Source organism: Moorena sp., assembly GCF_982860115.1.
This window is the reverse complement of record NZ_CEYLVT010000073.1, coordinates 1-16,869: the sequence shown is the minus strand read 5'-3', so window position 1 is coordinate 16,869 and position 16,869 is coordinate 1. Positions and strand designations below refer to the sequence as shown.

Below are 16,869 nucleotides of genomic sequence, written 5' to 3'. Positions count from 1 at the left end.
TACGACTCTAGACAGATGTCAGAAGCACAATGGGATGATAAGGATTCAGAACTGCTATTAGAAAATCACAATCTCCTCAAGGAGAATACTCCGCAATTTTTTAACTCTGCTCGCCCCAACCTAGAGGGATTTAACGCTAGCCTAGACAGGCTAAAAACTGATCTAGAGCAACGCCGAAGGGTAGATAAATTAGACCTGAAAAAAAATTTGGAGCAATTTGAATCCTTTGGTCAGGAGGTTGAGCAGTTTACGGTAGGGGTGAATCTGGAAATTCAGCAATTGAAGCTTAGCTACGAAGAGGCACTCCAACAACAGTTCCAAGCCCAGCATGAAAAATTGTTAGAGCTGAGCAGATTAATGACTGAAGCTGGGGACTGGGAAACCTTACTAAACAATACAGTCAATGGGGTTCAACATCTAAGCCTTGCCGAGCGGGTGTTAATTTATCGCTTCAATTCTGCTCGCACCGGAATAGTTTTGGCAGAAGCAGTAGAACGGGGTTGGACTCCTGCGGTCGGGGAAACTCTAGATGCTACTGCTTTTGGGGCTGACTTGTCCACAGAGTATTTCCAGCAGTCAAGGGTAATTATCGATCAGGTCAGCAATGATTCGGTCACCCCCTACCAACTCCAGCTGCTGGATAAATTTCAAGTTAAATCCAGTCTCAGCTTATGCTTGCCCGTATCCGGGAAAGCTTGGGGTTTGTTGGTCCTGCAGCAATGCCAGGCACAGACAAACCAAGACAAGTCGGTCCCATCCTGGACTCCACAACAGATTAATTCCTTTCAGACTATTGCCACAGAACTATCCCTTCACCTAACTACCCACGAGTTACGCACTCAGTTGCAACAGCAGCAGGCGCGGGAAGCAACTGTGGCGAAAGTCATTAACAAAGTCCGCCGTTCTCTGGATATCAAGACTATTTTCCAGACCACCACTCAAGAAGTGCGACAGCTGCTCAAAACTGACCGAGCCGTTATCTATCGCTTTAATCGAGATTGGAGTGGTGAATTTGTAGCAGAGTCTGTGGCTGGAGGCTGGATTTCTCTGCTTCAGAGCCAGACTAATAACTCCACCCTAAGGGCTGATATCAGCGAATGCAGCATCCAACAATTGGCTACTCAATCAATTAACCAGGTCGATACTTATCTTCAAGAAACCCAGGGGGGTTCCTATAGTAGGGGGGAAACCTACCGGGTGGTGGAGGATATCTACAATCAGGAGTTCACTCCTTGTTATCTGGAAGTGCTAGAAAGTTATCAAGCAAGAGCTTATGTGATTGTAGCTATTTACCAGAATGAAAAACTCTGGGGATTATTGGGTAGCTATCAAAACTCTGATCTCAGGCAATGGCAGGAGTCAGAGGTTAGCTGGATGCTGGATATTGCAGCTGAGTTAGGAGTAGCATTGCAACACGCTGAGCTACTGGAGGCACAACAGTTAAAGTCTGAGGAAATACGTCAAGCAGCAGAACGGGAACGAGTACTGACTAAGGTCACGGATAAAATTCAACAATCCCAAGACTTGCGCACTATTTTTAATGTTACTACCAACGAAGTTCGTACACTCTTAGGGGTTGACCGTGTTACGATATATCGCTTCAATTCTGATTGGAGTGGCTCCTTTGTGGCTGAGTCTGTGGCTAGTGGCTGGACATCCCTAATCCAGGAACAGACTAATAATCCCCTGATCAACAAAAATATTAGTGAATGTATCGTGAAAACGGTGGCTGGAAATACCCCTGAGCAGTTTAGCCAGGAAGCTCCAACCATCCGAGATACCTATCTACAAAGCATCCAAGGCAATCTCTCTAGGCAAGAGAAACCCTTCTGGGTGGTTAGTGATATCTACGAAGGGGATTTTTCAAGTTGTTATATCGAGCAGCTAGAGCGATATCAGGCCAGAGCCTATACTATTGTGCCGATTTTCCAAGGGGATAACCTGTGGGGTTTACTGGCTGCTTATCAAAATTCTGAGCCTAGGGATTGGCAAACGGAAGAGATTAATTGGATGCTTCAGATTGCCGCTCAGATGAGTATACCCTTGCAGCGAGGTGAGTATTTGGAACAATTGCGGACGCAATCCCAACAACTAGCAGCATTAGCATCACGGGAAAAGGAGGCTAGGGAATTATTCCAACAGCGTGCTATTGATTTGCTCACAGCTGTTCGACCTGCTCTAGACGGTGACTTGACCGTTAGAGCTCCGATTACCAATGATGAACTTGGGACTATTGCAGATGCTTACAACAACACCATTCAAAGTTTACGGGAAATTGTGATCGAGGTACTCTCAGCGTCTGTCAAAGTCGCTGAAACGGCTACAGAGAGTGAAGCAGCAATTACTAAACTTTCTGAAGAAGCCCAGCATCAGTGTCAGGAGTTGACCCAAGCGATGGATCACATCCAGAGCATGGTTAACTCTACCCAAGCGGTAACCGCTAGCGCCCAATCCATCGACCGAGCTGTGCAAGAGGCAAACCAAAAAGTAGCATCGGGGGAGACAGCTATGAACCGCACGGTGGAGGGAATTCTAGGAATTCGGGATAGTGTGGAGGAAGCCAGCCATCAAATTAGACAGTTAAGTCAATACTCCCAAAATGTTGACCGGGTATTGAATTTGATTAGTGATTTTGCTACCCAGACCCAGCTACTTTCCCTTAATGCTGCTATCGAAGCCACCCGAGCTGGGGAGTATGGTAAAGGTTTTGCGGTAGTAGCTGATGAGGTGCGCTCCTTAGCTCGACAGTCGGCCAAGGCAACTACGGAAATTTCTAATTTAGTTGCTGAAATCCGCACTCAGACTAGAGAGGTGATTAAAGTGACCGAAGTCGCGATCGCTCAGGTTAATACTGGCACAGAATTGGTAGAAGAAAGCAAGGGCAATCTAAATGCGATCGCATCAGCTACTGCTGAGATTAGCCAGTTAGTTGCAGGGATTACCCAGGCAACCCTAGCCCAACTGGAACAATCACAATCGGTCACCCAAACCATGAAAGAAGTTGCCGCCATATCCACCAATACTTCTGAAGACTCTACCCAGCTTTGGGAGTCCTTCAAGGAATCCCTCACCACCATCGAAAAGCTACAGGCAGCTGTTGAGCAGTTTACCGTCAAGTAGTTATAGCGCTATGGTTGGGTAGTTTGGAACCTGGGGGCGAGTAGTATGGGGAGTTTGGTAGGTTGGAGTTTGAAAAGGCTGATCAGCTACTGGCGTGGTTTTCGCCACCAGCAACTATAAGGTAAATTCAAGTTTTTTACCCCGACTCCCGATTCCCGACTCCCTACTCCCGATTCCCGACTCCCTACTCCCTACTCCCTAAAAAAATGTCAACTATTGATCCAGAAACCTATCAATACTTTCTTGGGGAAGCCCAGGACTTGCTGCAAGTTATTGAACAACATTTGCTGGCTTTGACACCGAACAAGCCAAAAAACCAACTTTATGACTTAATGAGAGCCACTCATACCCTGAAAGGGGCAGCTGCTAATGTCCGGCAAGAGACCATAAAAAGTGTAGCACATTATCTCGAAGATGTCTTCCGGGCAATGTTAGCCCCTGAGGCAACCATTGATACAGAACTAGAAACACTACTGTTTGAGGGATATCAGTGCCTCAGGATGGCACTGACTGCTGAAATCACAGGGGAGTTTAGCAAGAATACTGAGATTATCAACCGAGCTGCAGGGGTGTTTGCTAAACTGCAAGCTAAATTAGGGGATTGTTTTGACTATCAAGCCTCTCTACCCACATCAGCAGAACTTGGGTTTGATATTGTCCAATCTATCTTTGAAGTAGGAGTCAAACAACGAATCGATCACCTAGCTTCGTTGTTACAGGTTGACAGGTTGGATGTTGTTCGCGTTCGCGCAGCGGAGGCCGAAGGCCACGCTACGCGAACGGCTTTGCCGAAAGCGTGGCCAAAAGGCCAAGGTTCTGAAGGGTTACAGGTTGGTAGGTTGACAGAGATTGCTGAGACCTTGCGAGAACAAGCTGAAATATTTGTAGGCTTGGGGGAATCCTTGAACTTACCAGGGTTTAAAGCCATTGCCGAAAACACCCTCACAGCCCTTGACGCTAACCCTGAACAGGTGATGGCAATTGCCAAGATTGCCTTAAGGAATTTCCAGGAAGCTCATAGTGCTGTCTTAGCAGGCGATCGCACTCGTGGAGGAAACCCCAGCCTCGCCCTTCAAGAATTAGCTGGGTCAGAAGAAGAGTTGAATGTTAAAGGTTGGAACGTTGAAGGTTCACAATCGTTGAAGGTTGAAGGTTGGAACGTTGAAGGTTGTCTGGAAAACCTTGAACCTTCAACCCAAACTAACCTTCAACCTTCAACTGAAACTAACCTTCAACCTGCTAACCCTAAACCTTCACCACCTATCGATGAATTACTTGAGGAAACCTTTGGTAATATTCCTCTTGCGCAACACCAAGCTAATCAAGTGTTTCTTGAAGAAGAATCTCTTGAGCCAGATACTATATTTCTGGATGAATCTTCAGAAACCGTAGCAACAGACAATCTTAACCAAGCTCAGACTGACCCTAAGCAAGAGTCGGAGTTAGCGGTTAACCCTGAATCAGGAAAAGAATTAAAGGAAATATCAATATCTTCTGCCGATCGGGAGTCTGCAGAAGCTGATGTGCCTTCATTAGCAGAGGGCTCGATCAAGACATCAGCCACAGTGCGTGTTGATTTAGACAGTCTTAAACACCTATCTCACCTAGTTGGGGAACTACTGATTAACCAAAACCAGTTAGGATGGCAGGATGAAAACTGTCAAGAGGTAGTTGAAAAACTCTCCAATTGGCTCAAGCAACATCGCCAGACCCTTACTCAACTGCGCACTCAGCTCAAGAAGCATTCCTGTAATCAGCAAATTTCTAAGCTGTGGGATTCGGCATGGGAAGAAACCCTGCAATTGACTCAAGCTACAGAAGACTTGAGCCTATTAGCTACTACCGCTGCTGCTAGTGTGGAACGAGAACAGCGTCTATCAACTCAGCTGAGGGATACTCTTCAATCTGTTCGGACTATACCTCTGGAACATCTGCTTAAGTCCTTTCCTTCCATGGTGCAGCAGTTGTCTAATGTCCATCACAAGTCAGCGGAATTAACCCTCAGTGTTACTAATGTCCTAGTTGATAAAACCATTGCTGATCATCTCTATGATGCTTTACTGCATCTAGTCCGCAATGGTTTCGACCATGGTATTGAATCTTCGGAGGTTCGCCAAGAAAGGGGTAAACCTGCTATCGGTAAGATTGAAATTCGTGCTTTCTATCAAGGAAATCGCACCATCATTGAAATCACAGATGATGGTCAGGGACTGGACTTGGAAAAGATTTATAATCGTGCCGTGGAAACCAACCTGCTCAGTGTTGAGCAATTGGAAGCCCTAGGCGAATCACCAGAGCCAAATCAGCTATTAGACTTACTGTGTCAGCCAGGATTTTCCACTGTTTCTCAAATCAACGAGCTTTCTGGACGAGGTATTGGCCTAGATGTGGTGCGCTCTCAACTGCAACGAATTAACGGTAGGGTAAAGGTTCGCTCCCAGCCTGGTCTTGGCACCACCTTTTCTTTGCAGATCCAAGAGGCTCTCAGAAATGCCAGGGTGTTAGTGGTTCAAGCTAATCAGGGGGTGTATGGGTTTGTGGCTAATGACATTGAACAGATAGTGTTGCCAGCATCTGAGCAAATCCAGATGGTGAGTGATCAAAAAATCCTGAATTGGCATCACAGGGGGAATGAGTATAGCACCCCCATTTACCAACTTTCATCCTTACTGGAAGACTCATCCCAACCGGTATCGACACTACCCGCTTGGAATCCCTTGCTCACTAAACCCCAAGAGATGAATCCTGTCCTATTGATGGGTACCGCTGAAGGATGGGTGGGACTGGAAGTGGAACAAGTACTCGAAGAGCAAGAACTGGTAATCAAGCAGCTGCCGAATGCGATCGCATATCCTCCCTATGTTTATGGTTGCAGTATTTTAGCCGATGGTCGTTTAACTCTCGTAATTGACGGTACAGGGTTACTTAACTATGTACAGCAGCTCCCTCAATCTCAGCCATCCTTGTTGAAAGTTAACAGGTTAAAAGTTGTTCCCGTAGCCTGCCAGAAAAGCCAAGGTTTTCCAGACAAGCTTCAAAGTGATCATAGACAACCTGATAACGGCAAAGCATCAACAGAAACTAACCTTAAATCTGATAACGGCAAAGCATCAACAGAAACTAACCTTAAATCTGATAACGGCAAACTACCAACAGAAACTAACCTACCCTACTCCAACCCCAAGGACAAACAACCTGATAACGGCAAACGATATCAGGTTTCTAAAACCTTTTTAATCGTCGATGATTCCATTACTGAGCGACAAAATTTAAGCTTAATTCTCGAACGTAATGGTAACCAGGTAATACAAGCTAAAGATGGTTTAGAGGCGATCGAACTATTGCGCAAAAATCATGGTGTTGATCTGATCATCTCTGATTTAGAAATGCCACGGTTAAACGGTCTTGAGCTTTTGAGTCTTAGTCATCAAGAGCCAGCCTTAGCTGATATTCCTATTATTATGCTCACCTCCCGTAGTCAAAAAAAATACAAACAACTTGCTACCGAACTTGGGGCTATGGCTTATTTAACTAAACCGTATTTAGACGAAGAGATTTTAGCAACAATTAATAAAGCCGTCAGCGGTCAGCAGTCAGCAGTCAGCGGTCAGCAGTCAGTGGTCAGTGGTCAGCCATCAGCTTTCCGTAACTCTGATAAAACGAATGCTTAGCTGTTTTATTCAAAAGCTGATAGCTGATAGCTGATAGCTAATAGCTGATAACTGATAGCTGATAACTGATAGCTGATAACTGATAGCTGATAGCTGATAGCTGATAGCTTACGGAGTAAGACTATGAAAAAACTCAGAGTTATTGTATTTAAAATCGCTAAGTATTGGTTAGCATTACCAATGAAAGTAGTCTTAAACGTTAGGGATTTTCCCAGCAACATTAAGGAAAGTAGTAGGGATAACAGACTAATTCATCTAGACAATCGAACCTTGACGCTGCTGCCTTTAAAACCAATACTGGTCAAACCTAGTAAAGCTAAACTAACCCTAGCTCAAAGTTTAGATAAAACCGCTGCTGTCACAAAATCCCCTATTGATTTATCCAGTGTTGGCGAATTTTTGATCATCGTTAAAACTCCTAGGGGAGAAGCCTGCGCCATACCGGTTGATAAGCTACCCACTATGATCGATTTGCCCTTATCAACGATTCAGAAATTGCCAGACTCTTACAGTCAAAGCTATCTCCTTGGTATGGCGAATTATGTCGCAGTGTGGCAATTGCCAAAAGGCCAGTCTACGCGAAAGGAAGGAGAAAAATTAACGATTTTTTTGCTAGATTTAGAACGAGCATTGAGTGTAGCGATAGGTTATAGATTAGAGAATAGGGAACAGAGAATAGGGAACAGGGAACAGGGAACAGGGAATAGGGAATAGGGAATAGGGAATAAGTAGACAAAAGCTCTGTACATTATAGCTATGATAAACACTATAGGTTGGTTTGAATAACTATCAGGTACACAGAATTTTTTTTCCTATTCTGTTTTCCGTATTACCTGCTCCCTGCTCCCTGCTCCCTGCTCCCTAAAACCCATAATTTTGTACCTCATGGGTATAATAATTGCTATAATTAGGGTTAGGGTTGGCAAATAATTAAAGAAAGGCAATTTGAACACGAATAATGTCCCTTTGCCCACCCTACTACAAGAGCGATCGCACTGTCTTTATGCAGCGATCCCTATTCCCTATTCCCTGTTCCCTGTTCCCTGTTCCCTACTCCCTACTCCCTACTCCCTACTCCCTGTTCCCTGTTCCCTGTTCCCTGTTCCCTTTGGTAAAGTAATGACATTTATCAGCCCCAAAACCGACTTTGCCTTCAAAAAAATCTTTGGCTCCCAGGAAAGTAAACCGATTCTGATTAGCTTTCTCAATGCTCTGGTCTACCACAATCAACCTCTGATCCAAGATTTAGAAATTATTGACCCTTATCAGTCTTCTCCTCTACCAATCCTTAAAGATTCTTTCCTCGATGTGAAGGCCAAACTGAGGAATGGTTCTTTGGTGATTATTGAAATGCAGGTTTTGCAGGTAGAATCCTTTGCCAGAAGAGTTTTATACAATGCTACTAAAGCTTACTCTCTACAGTTAGGTAAAGGAGAAGGCTACCGTTATCTCAAGCCAGTGATTGCTCTGACGATTACCGATTTTGTGATGTTTACTGAGCATAATCAGATAATTTCTAATTTCAAGTTACGAGAAGAAACTACCAACATCAACTACATCGAAAATCACTTGCAGTTAGTGTTTGTGGAACTACCGAAGTTTGAAAAACAGTTGGAGGAGTTAGAGCAACTTGATGAGTTGTGGATGTATTTTTTAAAAAATGCGCCTTTCTTAGAAACGGTGCCACCGCAAATGGCCGAAAAACCAGAGTTTCAACAGGCATTTGGGATTGCTTCTGAGGCAAATTTAAGTAGGAAGGATTTGGAGGAATTAGGAAAAAGAGAGATGTTTATTCATGACCAACAAGGGCTAGTGATTTTCGCAGAGAAACAAACTAAGAACGAAATAGCACGGCAACTTTTGCCTCTGTTAGATAATGAAACAATTAGCCAGACTACTGGCTTACCTGTAGAGGAAATTGAGAAGCTGCGAGAAAGTTGAGGGTAAGCTATCAGCTATCAGCTATCAGCTATCAGCGCTCAGCGCTCAGCGCTCAGCTATCAGCTATCAGACAGTCAGGTAGGGTGGGCAAATTATCAAAGTTTGACCAAGTGATCAGTTTTCATGTCCATTTGCCCACCAGACAAGCTGACAGTCAGGTAGGGTGGGCAAATTATGGAAGTTTGACCAAAGGATAAGTTTTCATGTCGATTTGCCCACCAGACAAGAGAGCGATCGCACTAAAAATCGTAGTCAGGTAGGGTGGGCAAATAATGAAAGTTTGGCAATTTCATCAGTTATCCTGTGGATTTGCCCACCCTACTGTAGCCGTTTGACGCTGATCGCTTATAGATTTATTCTCGAAAAATTGTTGTAAACTAAAAATCCTAGTAAAAATTCATCACTTCAACCGAACAACTTGATGACTACAGTTCCATTAACAGTCACCCTAGAAGAGATTGCCCAGTTTCGCTCTGAATTGGCAAACTATCCAGAAGCATCATTAAGAGAGCAAGCCTTAAAAGAGCTTGAAGTTGTCGAGAACTGTAATGGGGATTTAGAAAGAGCAACAAGAGTGCTAGCAAGACGAGCTGAAGAATCAATTATTAAAGGAGATTATTCCTTTAATAAGTTAGTTGATAAAGCCCGTGAAATTCTGTGTAAACCGGAAATCATGGATAAATTGGCGAAGGCAGATCAACCCCAACGAGTGTTGGAGTTGGTAGCCATGTTTCTTCCACCTCCTTTGCCAGAAGTTATTGTTACCTTAATACTTGTTAAAATGGGTGTGAACTATTTTTGTAATTTAGATAAATCTAACCCCTAAAATCCTGTAGCCGTGAAAGCCGCCCAATAAAAAGGACTAGCAAAGGGATGTGGTTTCTGACAAATTTTCTGGCGAAATTGCTCTAGAGCATCCTCGAATTCATACTTATAGCCCGGTGGAAGTTTGGTAAGGATTTTATCAATGTGAGGTTGAAGATGATCGAGAAAGTTTTCACAATCTTTTCCCGTCAAATTTCGTAACCAAAGTTGGGCTTGGTTGAGGGCGGACGCTACATCCCCTGCTTCCCGGTGAGAACCTTTGATCAGGTTTTCATAGAATTTGATCATCAGGAACGAGGTAGAAAGATCGCTCACTTTCCATAGACTACTGACCACAGTAGGACTGCCTGCAAACAGGAAACCACTAGCCAGATTAATGTATTCATCGCTGAAACTTGCTATATCTATCATACCAGTTTCGCAGGCCGAGAGAGTGACAAGACGGGATTGAGTCAGGTTGAGAGAGAATATTTCAGCTAAGGTGAGGTGTCCATCTTCTGAAGCTTCCGAGTCTGACCCCTTGGTTTCTGCTAAAATCAAGGCAGATTCTAAAGGCGAGATCGGGTTAAACTTACCATGACAGGAAAAGTGATAACAGTGGGCACTGGATAATTCTGGGTGGGTTTTGACATCTGCTTCTCGGGCATCTTTCCATGCTAAAACTGTCGAGCCTGAGAAGAACGAGCGAATAATTTCAACTTCGAGATTAGTAAAAGCTAAATCCTCTGTGGGGTCTTGGATGGCAAATAGATGATTGAAATTAGGCCGTTTTTGGGTTTGAGTTAGTTGTAACAGTTGACTACTGGGGGCATAACTGACACCTCTTTCAAAGCGGTCTATAAGTAAATCGCCGTTGGATAAGGGCAGAGCATGAAGTGGAAATAGGTGTAGCAGCCAATGAGGAACTAGAATCAAGCGATCGCATTTAACTCGTTGTTGCTCAAAAATATTTTCAATCTCGGTGATAATATTATCAATAGTTAGAAGCTTAGCCAGCTCCATAAGCCTAGAGGCTAAATTATCTATCCACTGGTCTTTTTCCTCATAATATGCTGCCCGATACTCATTAGTCCACTTGACTAAAGCCTCCACATCTTCAGCAGATGATTGTGCAATTACAGGGTGCTGACTGTGACTGGTGACAATAAAGGTAATAATTTTATCCCCCGTAATATACCACTCAATCATGGCAGTATGTTCATCAATCAGGCTCTGAATCTTCTTAAACGGAATCGTTTCTACTTTTTGAGTTAGACGGAAACTGGGGTCTATAGGTTTGATGCGATCGAGCACCTGATCTAACTGCTGTCGCGACTGCTGTAATTCTTGGTCTAATCGTTTCCGTGACTCCTCTAAAGATTGTCGTTGCTGTTGTTGTTTGTCATCCCTATTTACTGATAGTTGCTCTATAACTACTTGAAACTTTCTTTCCAAGGATGGAATGTTTCGACGTAGTCGATCTAACTTGGTGATTTTATCTTGGGGAACGTCGCCTTTAGGATAAAGGTCACGGTTGGTGAGCAGTTGCACTAGGTTGCGGGCTTTGCTACGTTCGACTGTTTCTATGGCTTTTTGCGATTGTGCTATATTGATATAGGCTTGTACCAGTTTGTGATAAACGTCAATTCTCATTGACATCATCTCTTCGCGACCTTGATCGGTAATTGCCCCACTACGACTGAGTTCCACTGCAGTGATGGCTTGTTCGTAGGCATTGATCGCGGCTTGCCAGTTACGTTGGTTAAACTGAAGGTGGCCTAAGTTGCGGGAAGTTTTGAGACAGTTAATTGGATCGGCTTTCGGGGTGTAAACTTCTAATGCTCGTTGGTATGCTTCAATGGCAAGTTCCAGATTATCTTGCTTATCACCATAGATTCTCTCGCTGTAGGCATTGCCCAGGTTGTTTTGAGTCCCTGCCCAATCTAGGGGCAAGTCTGATTTGCTGCAAACTGACAATGATCGTTGGAATGCTTCAATCGCAAGTTTTAGATTCTCTTGCTTATTACCACAGATTCGGCCACGGTAGGCATTGCCCAGGTTGTTTTGAGTATCTGCCCACTGGATGGGTAAGTGTGATTTGGTGCGAACTTTCAATGCTAATTTGTATGCTTCAATAGCTTTTTCGAGATTGTCAGCCTTGTTGCCACACCTTCGGTCACGGTAGGCAAGGCCGAGGTTGTTTTGAGTCTCTGCCCACTGGATAGGGAAGTCTGATTTGGTGCGAACTGACAAAGCTCGTTGGAATGCTTTAAGTGCTTTTTCGAGATTGTCAGCCCTGTCGCCACGGAATATGTAAATGTAGGCTACACCCAGGTTGTTTTTAGTTGATGCCCAATCGATGGGGAAGTCTGATTTGGTGCGAACTGACAAAGCTCTTCGGAATGCTTTAATAGCTTTTTTGACATTCTCAGACCTGTCGCCACAGATTCTTTCAAAGTAGGCTACACCCAGGTTGTTTTGACTTGATGCCCAGTGAATGGGGAAGTCTTCTTCGGTGCGAACTTCAAATGCTAATTTGTATGCTTCAATAGCTTTTTCGAGATTGTCAGCCCTTTTGCCACGGATTCTGTTAATGTAGGCAATGCCCAGGTTGTGTTGAGTCCCTGCCCAACTTTTCTGGTTACTCTCACGAGTAAAGACGTTTAATACCTGTTCGTAACCAGCAATAGCGATTTCTATCTTATTAGCTTTATTTCCCAAGGGAAACTTCTGGATGAGGTCGCTGAAATACCAGATAGTATTAGCAATGGATTCTGCTATTTCTGGTTCTACTTCTGAGAATTTAGCACTTGGCCAGGTTTGCAGGACATCGATAAAGTTATCATCGAGTTTGTCTAGGTTGGCTCTCAGGAGTGGATAGACGACTTCACGATCGCCTTCGCTGTCTCCAGTTGCTTGCAATACCTCCATCAAGAATTGCAGATAGTCTTGGGATGAAGGATTAGCTGAGGTAGAGGTTTCTGAGATTCTGTCTAAAAGCTTACTCCTTAGACTGAGTAAAACATCGGCGCTGTTTTGCTTGCCATTTGCTGCGAGTTTTTCTGCTTCTTGTGCTATCAGCTGTAATAATCCCTCATCCACTAACTCCCGGTTATTATCAAGAATTTGGACTTGCTCACCGCTGGAACAATTTATCAATTGGTTGATTAAGTTTAGGTATTTTTTTTGTATCTTTTCTTCCATTAGCTACTCCGTAAATTCAACAAATTTTGTAACTAAAATAACTCATAAATCTTATATAGCAATTAAAAAAAAATCGGTCAAGCTCTGGTTATCTCCAAGTCTTGACCGAATTCTCTTGTAAAGCTGAGCTACACTCAACTGCAAAACATTACTGATGAGCTAATACATTCTTATCGAATTAGTCAGCAACTGCTCGAAAGCAACCACATTCTAACTCATGATTCATCCTGATTTATACCCCTCCACAAAAAACGTTCACGATTCATAGTCGCCAGGGCAACGCCCTGTCTTGATGCAGTCGCTCATGGGGGAAACCCCCAAGACCGCGCTGCATCGCTGGCAAAATCCTATCCTAGTCTAGGTAAAAATATCGAATCAAAAAGGTCATCACCTCACCAGGTTTTCCCGTCGGTTCGGGAGTGCTCCAATCCTCCGGTTTCGCATACTTAAGGGAATAAATGGCATTAATTGTCTTGCGAATCTTTTCAGGAGAACCGATCAAAACAAGCTTGGCTTTATTCCGTTTACGACCTTCGTTTTCAGGGGTGAAATTTTCATCAGAGTTAGGTGGAAACTTTTGACTCATCAGTAATGACTCCTTCAAAATGTTTATATTATTAATATATAAATAAATTAATATTTTGTCAAGGATTTAGGGATTTGTTTTTATTACGAAATATGGACATTGTGGAGAGGGTTATAAAAAAGATATCTGATGTTTTTTTGTGTTATTATCAGAGATTAATTGTAGGGTGGGCAGTGCTTTACACCAATTTAAAAACTGACAATCGTTAAAGTAACCACTGCCCACCAGAGAATTAACTATAAAATTAATCCTCTGCTAGGCAGTGTTTTATACTAATTTAAAAGCTAACAATCCTAAAATTAAGCACTGCCCACCCTACCTCTACTACTGACTGCTGATAACTGAATGCTTACAGAGTTTTCATCAAATTCATTCTCTGGTGGGTGGTGCGTTACGGGGCGGACTATACCAACGCTGGCTACGAGGGGAAAAATAACGGTAAGTCCGCCCCTAACACACCCTACGGACTCTACATCTCCTCCCGATTCCCGATTCCCGACTCCCGATTCCCGATTCCCGACTTCTAGAAAATATCCTTCCGCTTCTGTAATCGAAAAGCGATTACTAAATAAACCGCTATGTGTAAGCACAGTAGTAGCCAATTAAGAATCAAATTTTGCCAAGTGGCATCATAAACGGGTGTTGCTTCAAAGGGAGGAGGGGGAAGCTTTAATCCGAATCGGGAAGACTGTTCTGGTACCATACTATTCACATTTACCAGGGCACCATAAGCTCCCATTGACCAACGACTTACCATCAGCCAAGATAGTGTACTGGCTAATCCTTTTAGTTTAAAAATAACACCAGAAAAAATAATCTGGGGTAGCAAAATTAATGGTATAGTATTATTGGCTTCACTTTCATTTTTAACCAATGTCGATACCATCAGACCTAAACTGGTAGCAGCAATAATCGTTAAAAAAGTAGTGATTCCCAAGCCAATTTTCCAATCCAGTAGTTCAGAGGTAGGTGACTTAAACCCATAGAGCACAATAGTAACAATCAAGATAGTTTGTAAAAGAGCTAAGCCAGACCGAATCAATACTTTGGAACCGAGATAGGGAAATAACCCTAAATTAACCAGTCGCTCTCTGGCATAAATACTGGACTCTTTCACAATTTCTTGGAGTGAACTAGATAGTCCAACCCACAGGGCAGCACAGGTAAAAATAAACAGTACTTGTAGCGCTAGAGGTGCTTGGGTGATGTCTGGAGAATTCAGTTGAGCTAAAGGGTCTTGCCCTGACAAAGTCAGAATAATCAAGCTAATCCCAATCGGAGCAGTTAGTAACGCTAGGGCAACACTTCGCATATCCCGCACTACTAGTTTTAGATAGCGCCGACTCAGCAACAGCAGTTGCTTGAGTTTGAGTTGCTTGAGTTGCTTGAAAACAGAAATACTAGCACTTTTGCTAGGGATTGAGGTCGATAGCAACCGTTGACCAGGACTCAGATGTGCGGAAATGTAGGTCTTGTAACCAGGTGAGCTGAGAAACCGCTGATGCCAGTTTTCACTATTCTGCTCAAGTTCCTCCGGTGTTTCCCCTTGCTCTAGCTTCAGGTAAATATCAGGGAAATATCTTAAGTCTGGAGATGGCATCTTAAAAAAGTCCATCGCTTCTGTGGGAGGACCAAAGTAACACAACCGTCCACCCCGACCCATAAAGGCAATGCGATCGCATACGTCAATATTCGCAGTAGCATGAGTCACCAGCACCACAGTTCGTCCCTGATTCGCTAATTCTCGCAATAGCTGCATCATTTCCTTATCCAGTCCTGGATCTAGACCAGAAGTAGGCTCATCGAGAAAGAACAGTTTTGGATCAGCCAATAATTCCACAGCAATACTGACTCGTTTCCGTTGTCCCCCACTCAGATTACCCACAACAGTGTTTCTCACAAAATCCAGTTTGACTTGTGATAAAGTTTGCTTCACCACCTGTTTCACATCAGTATCTGGTGGTAATCGTAATTCACAAGCATAGGTTAGTACTTCTTTTACCGTTAAATCCCGATGCACAATATCATCTTGGGGAACATAGCCAATTTGTGAGCGGTACTGATTAAAATGCTGTCGCAAATCTTGGCCATTGATAAATACAGTACCTTTAGTAATTGGTGCAATTCCTAATAGAGTTTTCAGTAACGTAGATTTTCCAGTGCCACTACCTCCTACCAACGCCACTAACTGACCTGGTTCAATCGGCATAGAAACCTGATTCAGTATAGTGCGTTTTTTGCCTAATTTATAATTAACCTGGCGCAGCAATTTATCAGCATCAATCCTAATTTGATTCCCTTGGTCAACTAATTCTAAAGTATCCTGCCTCAACAGTAATATAAACGGACCAATCCGAATCGTATCCCCATCCTTAAGTAAGACTGGTTTATGGATTAATTTGTCATTGATAAAGGTACCATTTCTGCTATAATTATTAATCTGATAATTGCCTTCGGAAATCTTGATAAGAGTAGCGTGAAGGGAAGAAACCGTCGGTGCATCTAATGGCCAACAGTGGGAAAGTTCAGGATTAGGAGAACGACCCAATTGCAGTGGCCAATTTTGCACACTTGCCAAGGAAAGCTGCCGTTTATTTGGCGTCATCCTTGGTTGACTATGGGCAGGATTAAAGTAAGTGAGGCGAATATAGTCCCGAGGATTTTGTCCAATAGTCAATTCCACGCCATGCTTGAGAAGATACCCATCAGTGATACGAGTGTGGTTAACAAATACTCCATTAGTACTAGGATTTGCCCCATCACCATCAAAGATGCGATAATCCTCTCCCTCTTGAAGCAGAAAAGCATGGCGTTGGGAGACAATAGTCCAGCCTTTTTCAGGAATATCGAAATCTGACCAAGTGCGATCGCGTCCTAATCGATAAAATCCTTTCTCAAGAGAAAAACGAAGTACTTGACCTTGATTGTTGAGCTCTAGATAAATCATTGTCATAGTTGGGAATTTTTTGGTAATTTTTCCCTTTTTTAATTTTAAATTATAGCGTTTATCGCAGTTATGATTTAGAGTCTTATTTGAGCTTGATTCCCTGTCTTGATGCAGCGCATCGCTATTCCCTATTAGGAGAGAAACCGCTATATAGCAATTCTCCCCGGCTCATTGTATTACAAATACTATAATAATGATTACGGAATTTGGGCTTGATTATACCTCTTGCAAAAGTAGTTTTTTGATAGTGTTTGCGTCAATTCTTCTCCACTGTTCCCAGATCCGCTGTTCCCTGTTCCCGACAACTGCCGCGAAGTCTATTCAAAAGGGGGTGTCTCCCCCCATTTATAATACATTTAATGTCTATTTTGTCAAGTGCCATTTCTGAAGGGGTGACGAAACAGCCTGAAAGGCTGGCTATGTAAAGGTAGTAGCATTTTGTGGTAAAAAAAAGTAGGTCTCTAAATTTGCAACAAGACCTACTTATCGACAATGTTACCAGCATTTTACCAAAACCACCTAAGGTGCGCTTTCCGTCGGCGAATTAAATTCGCCACGGGTCGCACCTAAAAAGTCAATTGAGTCTAGCCGAATAT

Annotated in this window: 9 protein-coding genes; 6 read left to right on the top strand and 3 right to left on the bottom strand. The window is 43.3% G+C overall.

The annotated features are described in order from the left end of the window. Positions 1-15 precede the first annotated feature (15 nt). The 5 genes from AC4II3_RS14520 to AC4II3_RS14500 all read left to right on the top strand — a co-directional run bounded on the left by AC4II3_RS14520 (position 16) and on the right by AC4II3_RS14500 (position 9,558). Entirely contained in the window at positions 16-3,120 is a 3,105-nt protein-coding gene (locus AC4II3_RS14520; RefSeq protein WP_488009907.1) for a GAF domain-containing protein, read from the top strand. 206 nt (positions 3,121-3,326) lie between these two features. Further along, positions 3,327-6,791 carry a hybrid sensor histidine kinase/response regulator gene (locus AC4II3_RS14515; protein WP_488009905.1) on the top strand — a complete coding sequence of 1,155 codons (3,465 nt, stop codon included), beginning with the start codon at positions 3,327-3,329 and terminating at the stop codon, positions 6,789-6,791. Between the two features lie 123 nt (positions 6,792-6,914). Beyond that, positions 6,915-7,505, top strand: coding sequence for a chemotaxis protein CheW (locus tag AC4II3_RS14510; protein ID WP_488009903.1), 591 nt, complete (start codon positions 6,915-6,917; stop codon positions 7,503-7,505). Between the two features lie 405 nt (positions 7,506-7,910). Next, complete coding sequence (locus tag AC4II3_RS14505; RefSeq protein ID WP_488009918.1) at positions 7,911-8,732, top strand: Rpn family recombination-promoting nuclease/putative transposase; 822 nt, start codon at positions 7,911-7,913, stop codon at positions 8,730-8,732. Between the two features lie 421 nt (positions 8,733-9,153). Then, entirely contained in the window at positions 9,154-9,558 is a 405-nt protein-coding gene (locus AC4II3_RS14500; protein ID WP_488009899.1) for a hypothetical protein, read from the top strand. On the opposite strand, the gene AC4II3_RS14495 is transcribed toward AC4II3_RS14500, so the two are convergent. Together AC4II3_RS14495 and AC4II3_RS14490 are read right to left on the bottom strand one after the other, a co-directional pair. Next, entirely contained in the window at positions 9,555-12,740 is a 3,186-nt protein-coding gene (locus AC4II3_RS14495) for a CHAT domain-containing protein (RefSeq protein WP_488009897.1), read from the bottom strand. The two genes, AC4II3_RS14500 and AC4II3_RS14495, sit on opposite strands and share 4 nt — an antisense overlap. A 352-nt stretch (positions 12,741-13,092) precedes the next feature. Further along, positions 13,093-13,326, bottom strand: coding sequence for a hypothetical protein (locus tag AC4II3_RS14490; RefSeq protein WP_488009895.1), 234 nt, complete (start codon positions 13,324-13,326; stop codon positions 13,093-13,095). Between the two features lie 386 nt (positions 13,327-13,712). On the opposite strand from AC4II3_RS14490, the gene AC4II3_RS14485 reads away from it, so the two are divergent. After that, positions 13,713-13,853, top strand: coding sequence for a hypothetical protein (locus AC4II3_RS14485; protein WP_488009893.1), 141 nt, complete (start codon positions 13,713-13,715; stop codon positions 13,851-13,853). Here the strand turns inward: AC4II3_RS14485 and AC4II3_RS14480 are convergent. Beyond that, on the bottom strand, positions 13,850-16,273 hold the full coding sequence (locus AC4II3_RS14480; protein WP_488009916.1) for an ATP-binding cassette domain-containing protein: 2,424 nt from the start codon (positions 16,271-16,273) through the stop codon (positions 13,850-13,852). The genes AC4II3_RS14485 and AC4II3_RS14480 overlap by 4 nt on opposite strands. Positions 16,274-16,869 lie beyond the last annotated feature (596 nt).

Bases quoted from the DNA above. Each gene is read 5' to 3' on its own strand.
- AC4II3_RS14520 (WP_488009907.1), top strand. From the start codon at position 16: ATGTCAGAAGCACAATGGGATGATAAGGATTCAGAACTGCTATTAGAA.
- AC4II3_RS14515 (WP_488009905.1), top strand. From the start codon at position 3,327: ATGTCAACTATTGATCCAGAAACCTATCAATACTTTCTTGGGGAAGCC.
- AC4II3_RS14510 (WP_488009903.1), top strand. From the start codon at position 6,915: ATGAAAAAACTCAGAGTTATTGTATTTAAAATCGCTAAGTATTGGTTA.
- AC4II3_RS14505 (WP_488009918.1), top strand. From the start codon at position 7,911: ATGACATTTATCAGCCCCAAAACCGACTTTGCCTTCAAAAAAATCTTT.
- AC4II3_RS14500 (WP_488009899.1), top strand. From the start codon at position 9,154: ATGACTACAGTTCCATTAACAGTCACCCTAGAAGAGATTGCCCAGTTT.
- AC4II3_RS14495 (WP_488009897.1), bottom strand. From the start codon at position 12,740: ATGGAAGAAAAGATACAAAAAAAATACCTAAACTTAATCAACCAATTG.
- AC4II3_RS14490 (WP_488009895.1), bottom strand. From the start codon at position 13,326: ATGAGTCAAAAGTTTCCACCTAACTCTGATGAAAATTTCACCCCTGAA.
- AC4II3_RS14480 (WP_488009916.1), bottom strand. From the start codon at position 16,273: ATGATTTATCTAGAGCTCAACAATCAAGGTCAAGTACTTCGTTTTTCT.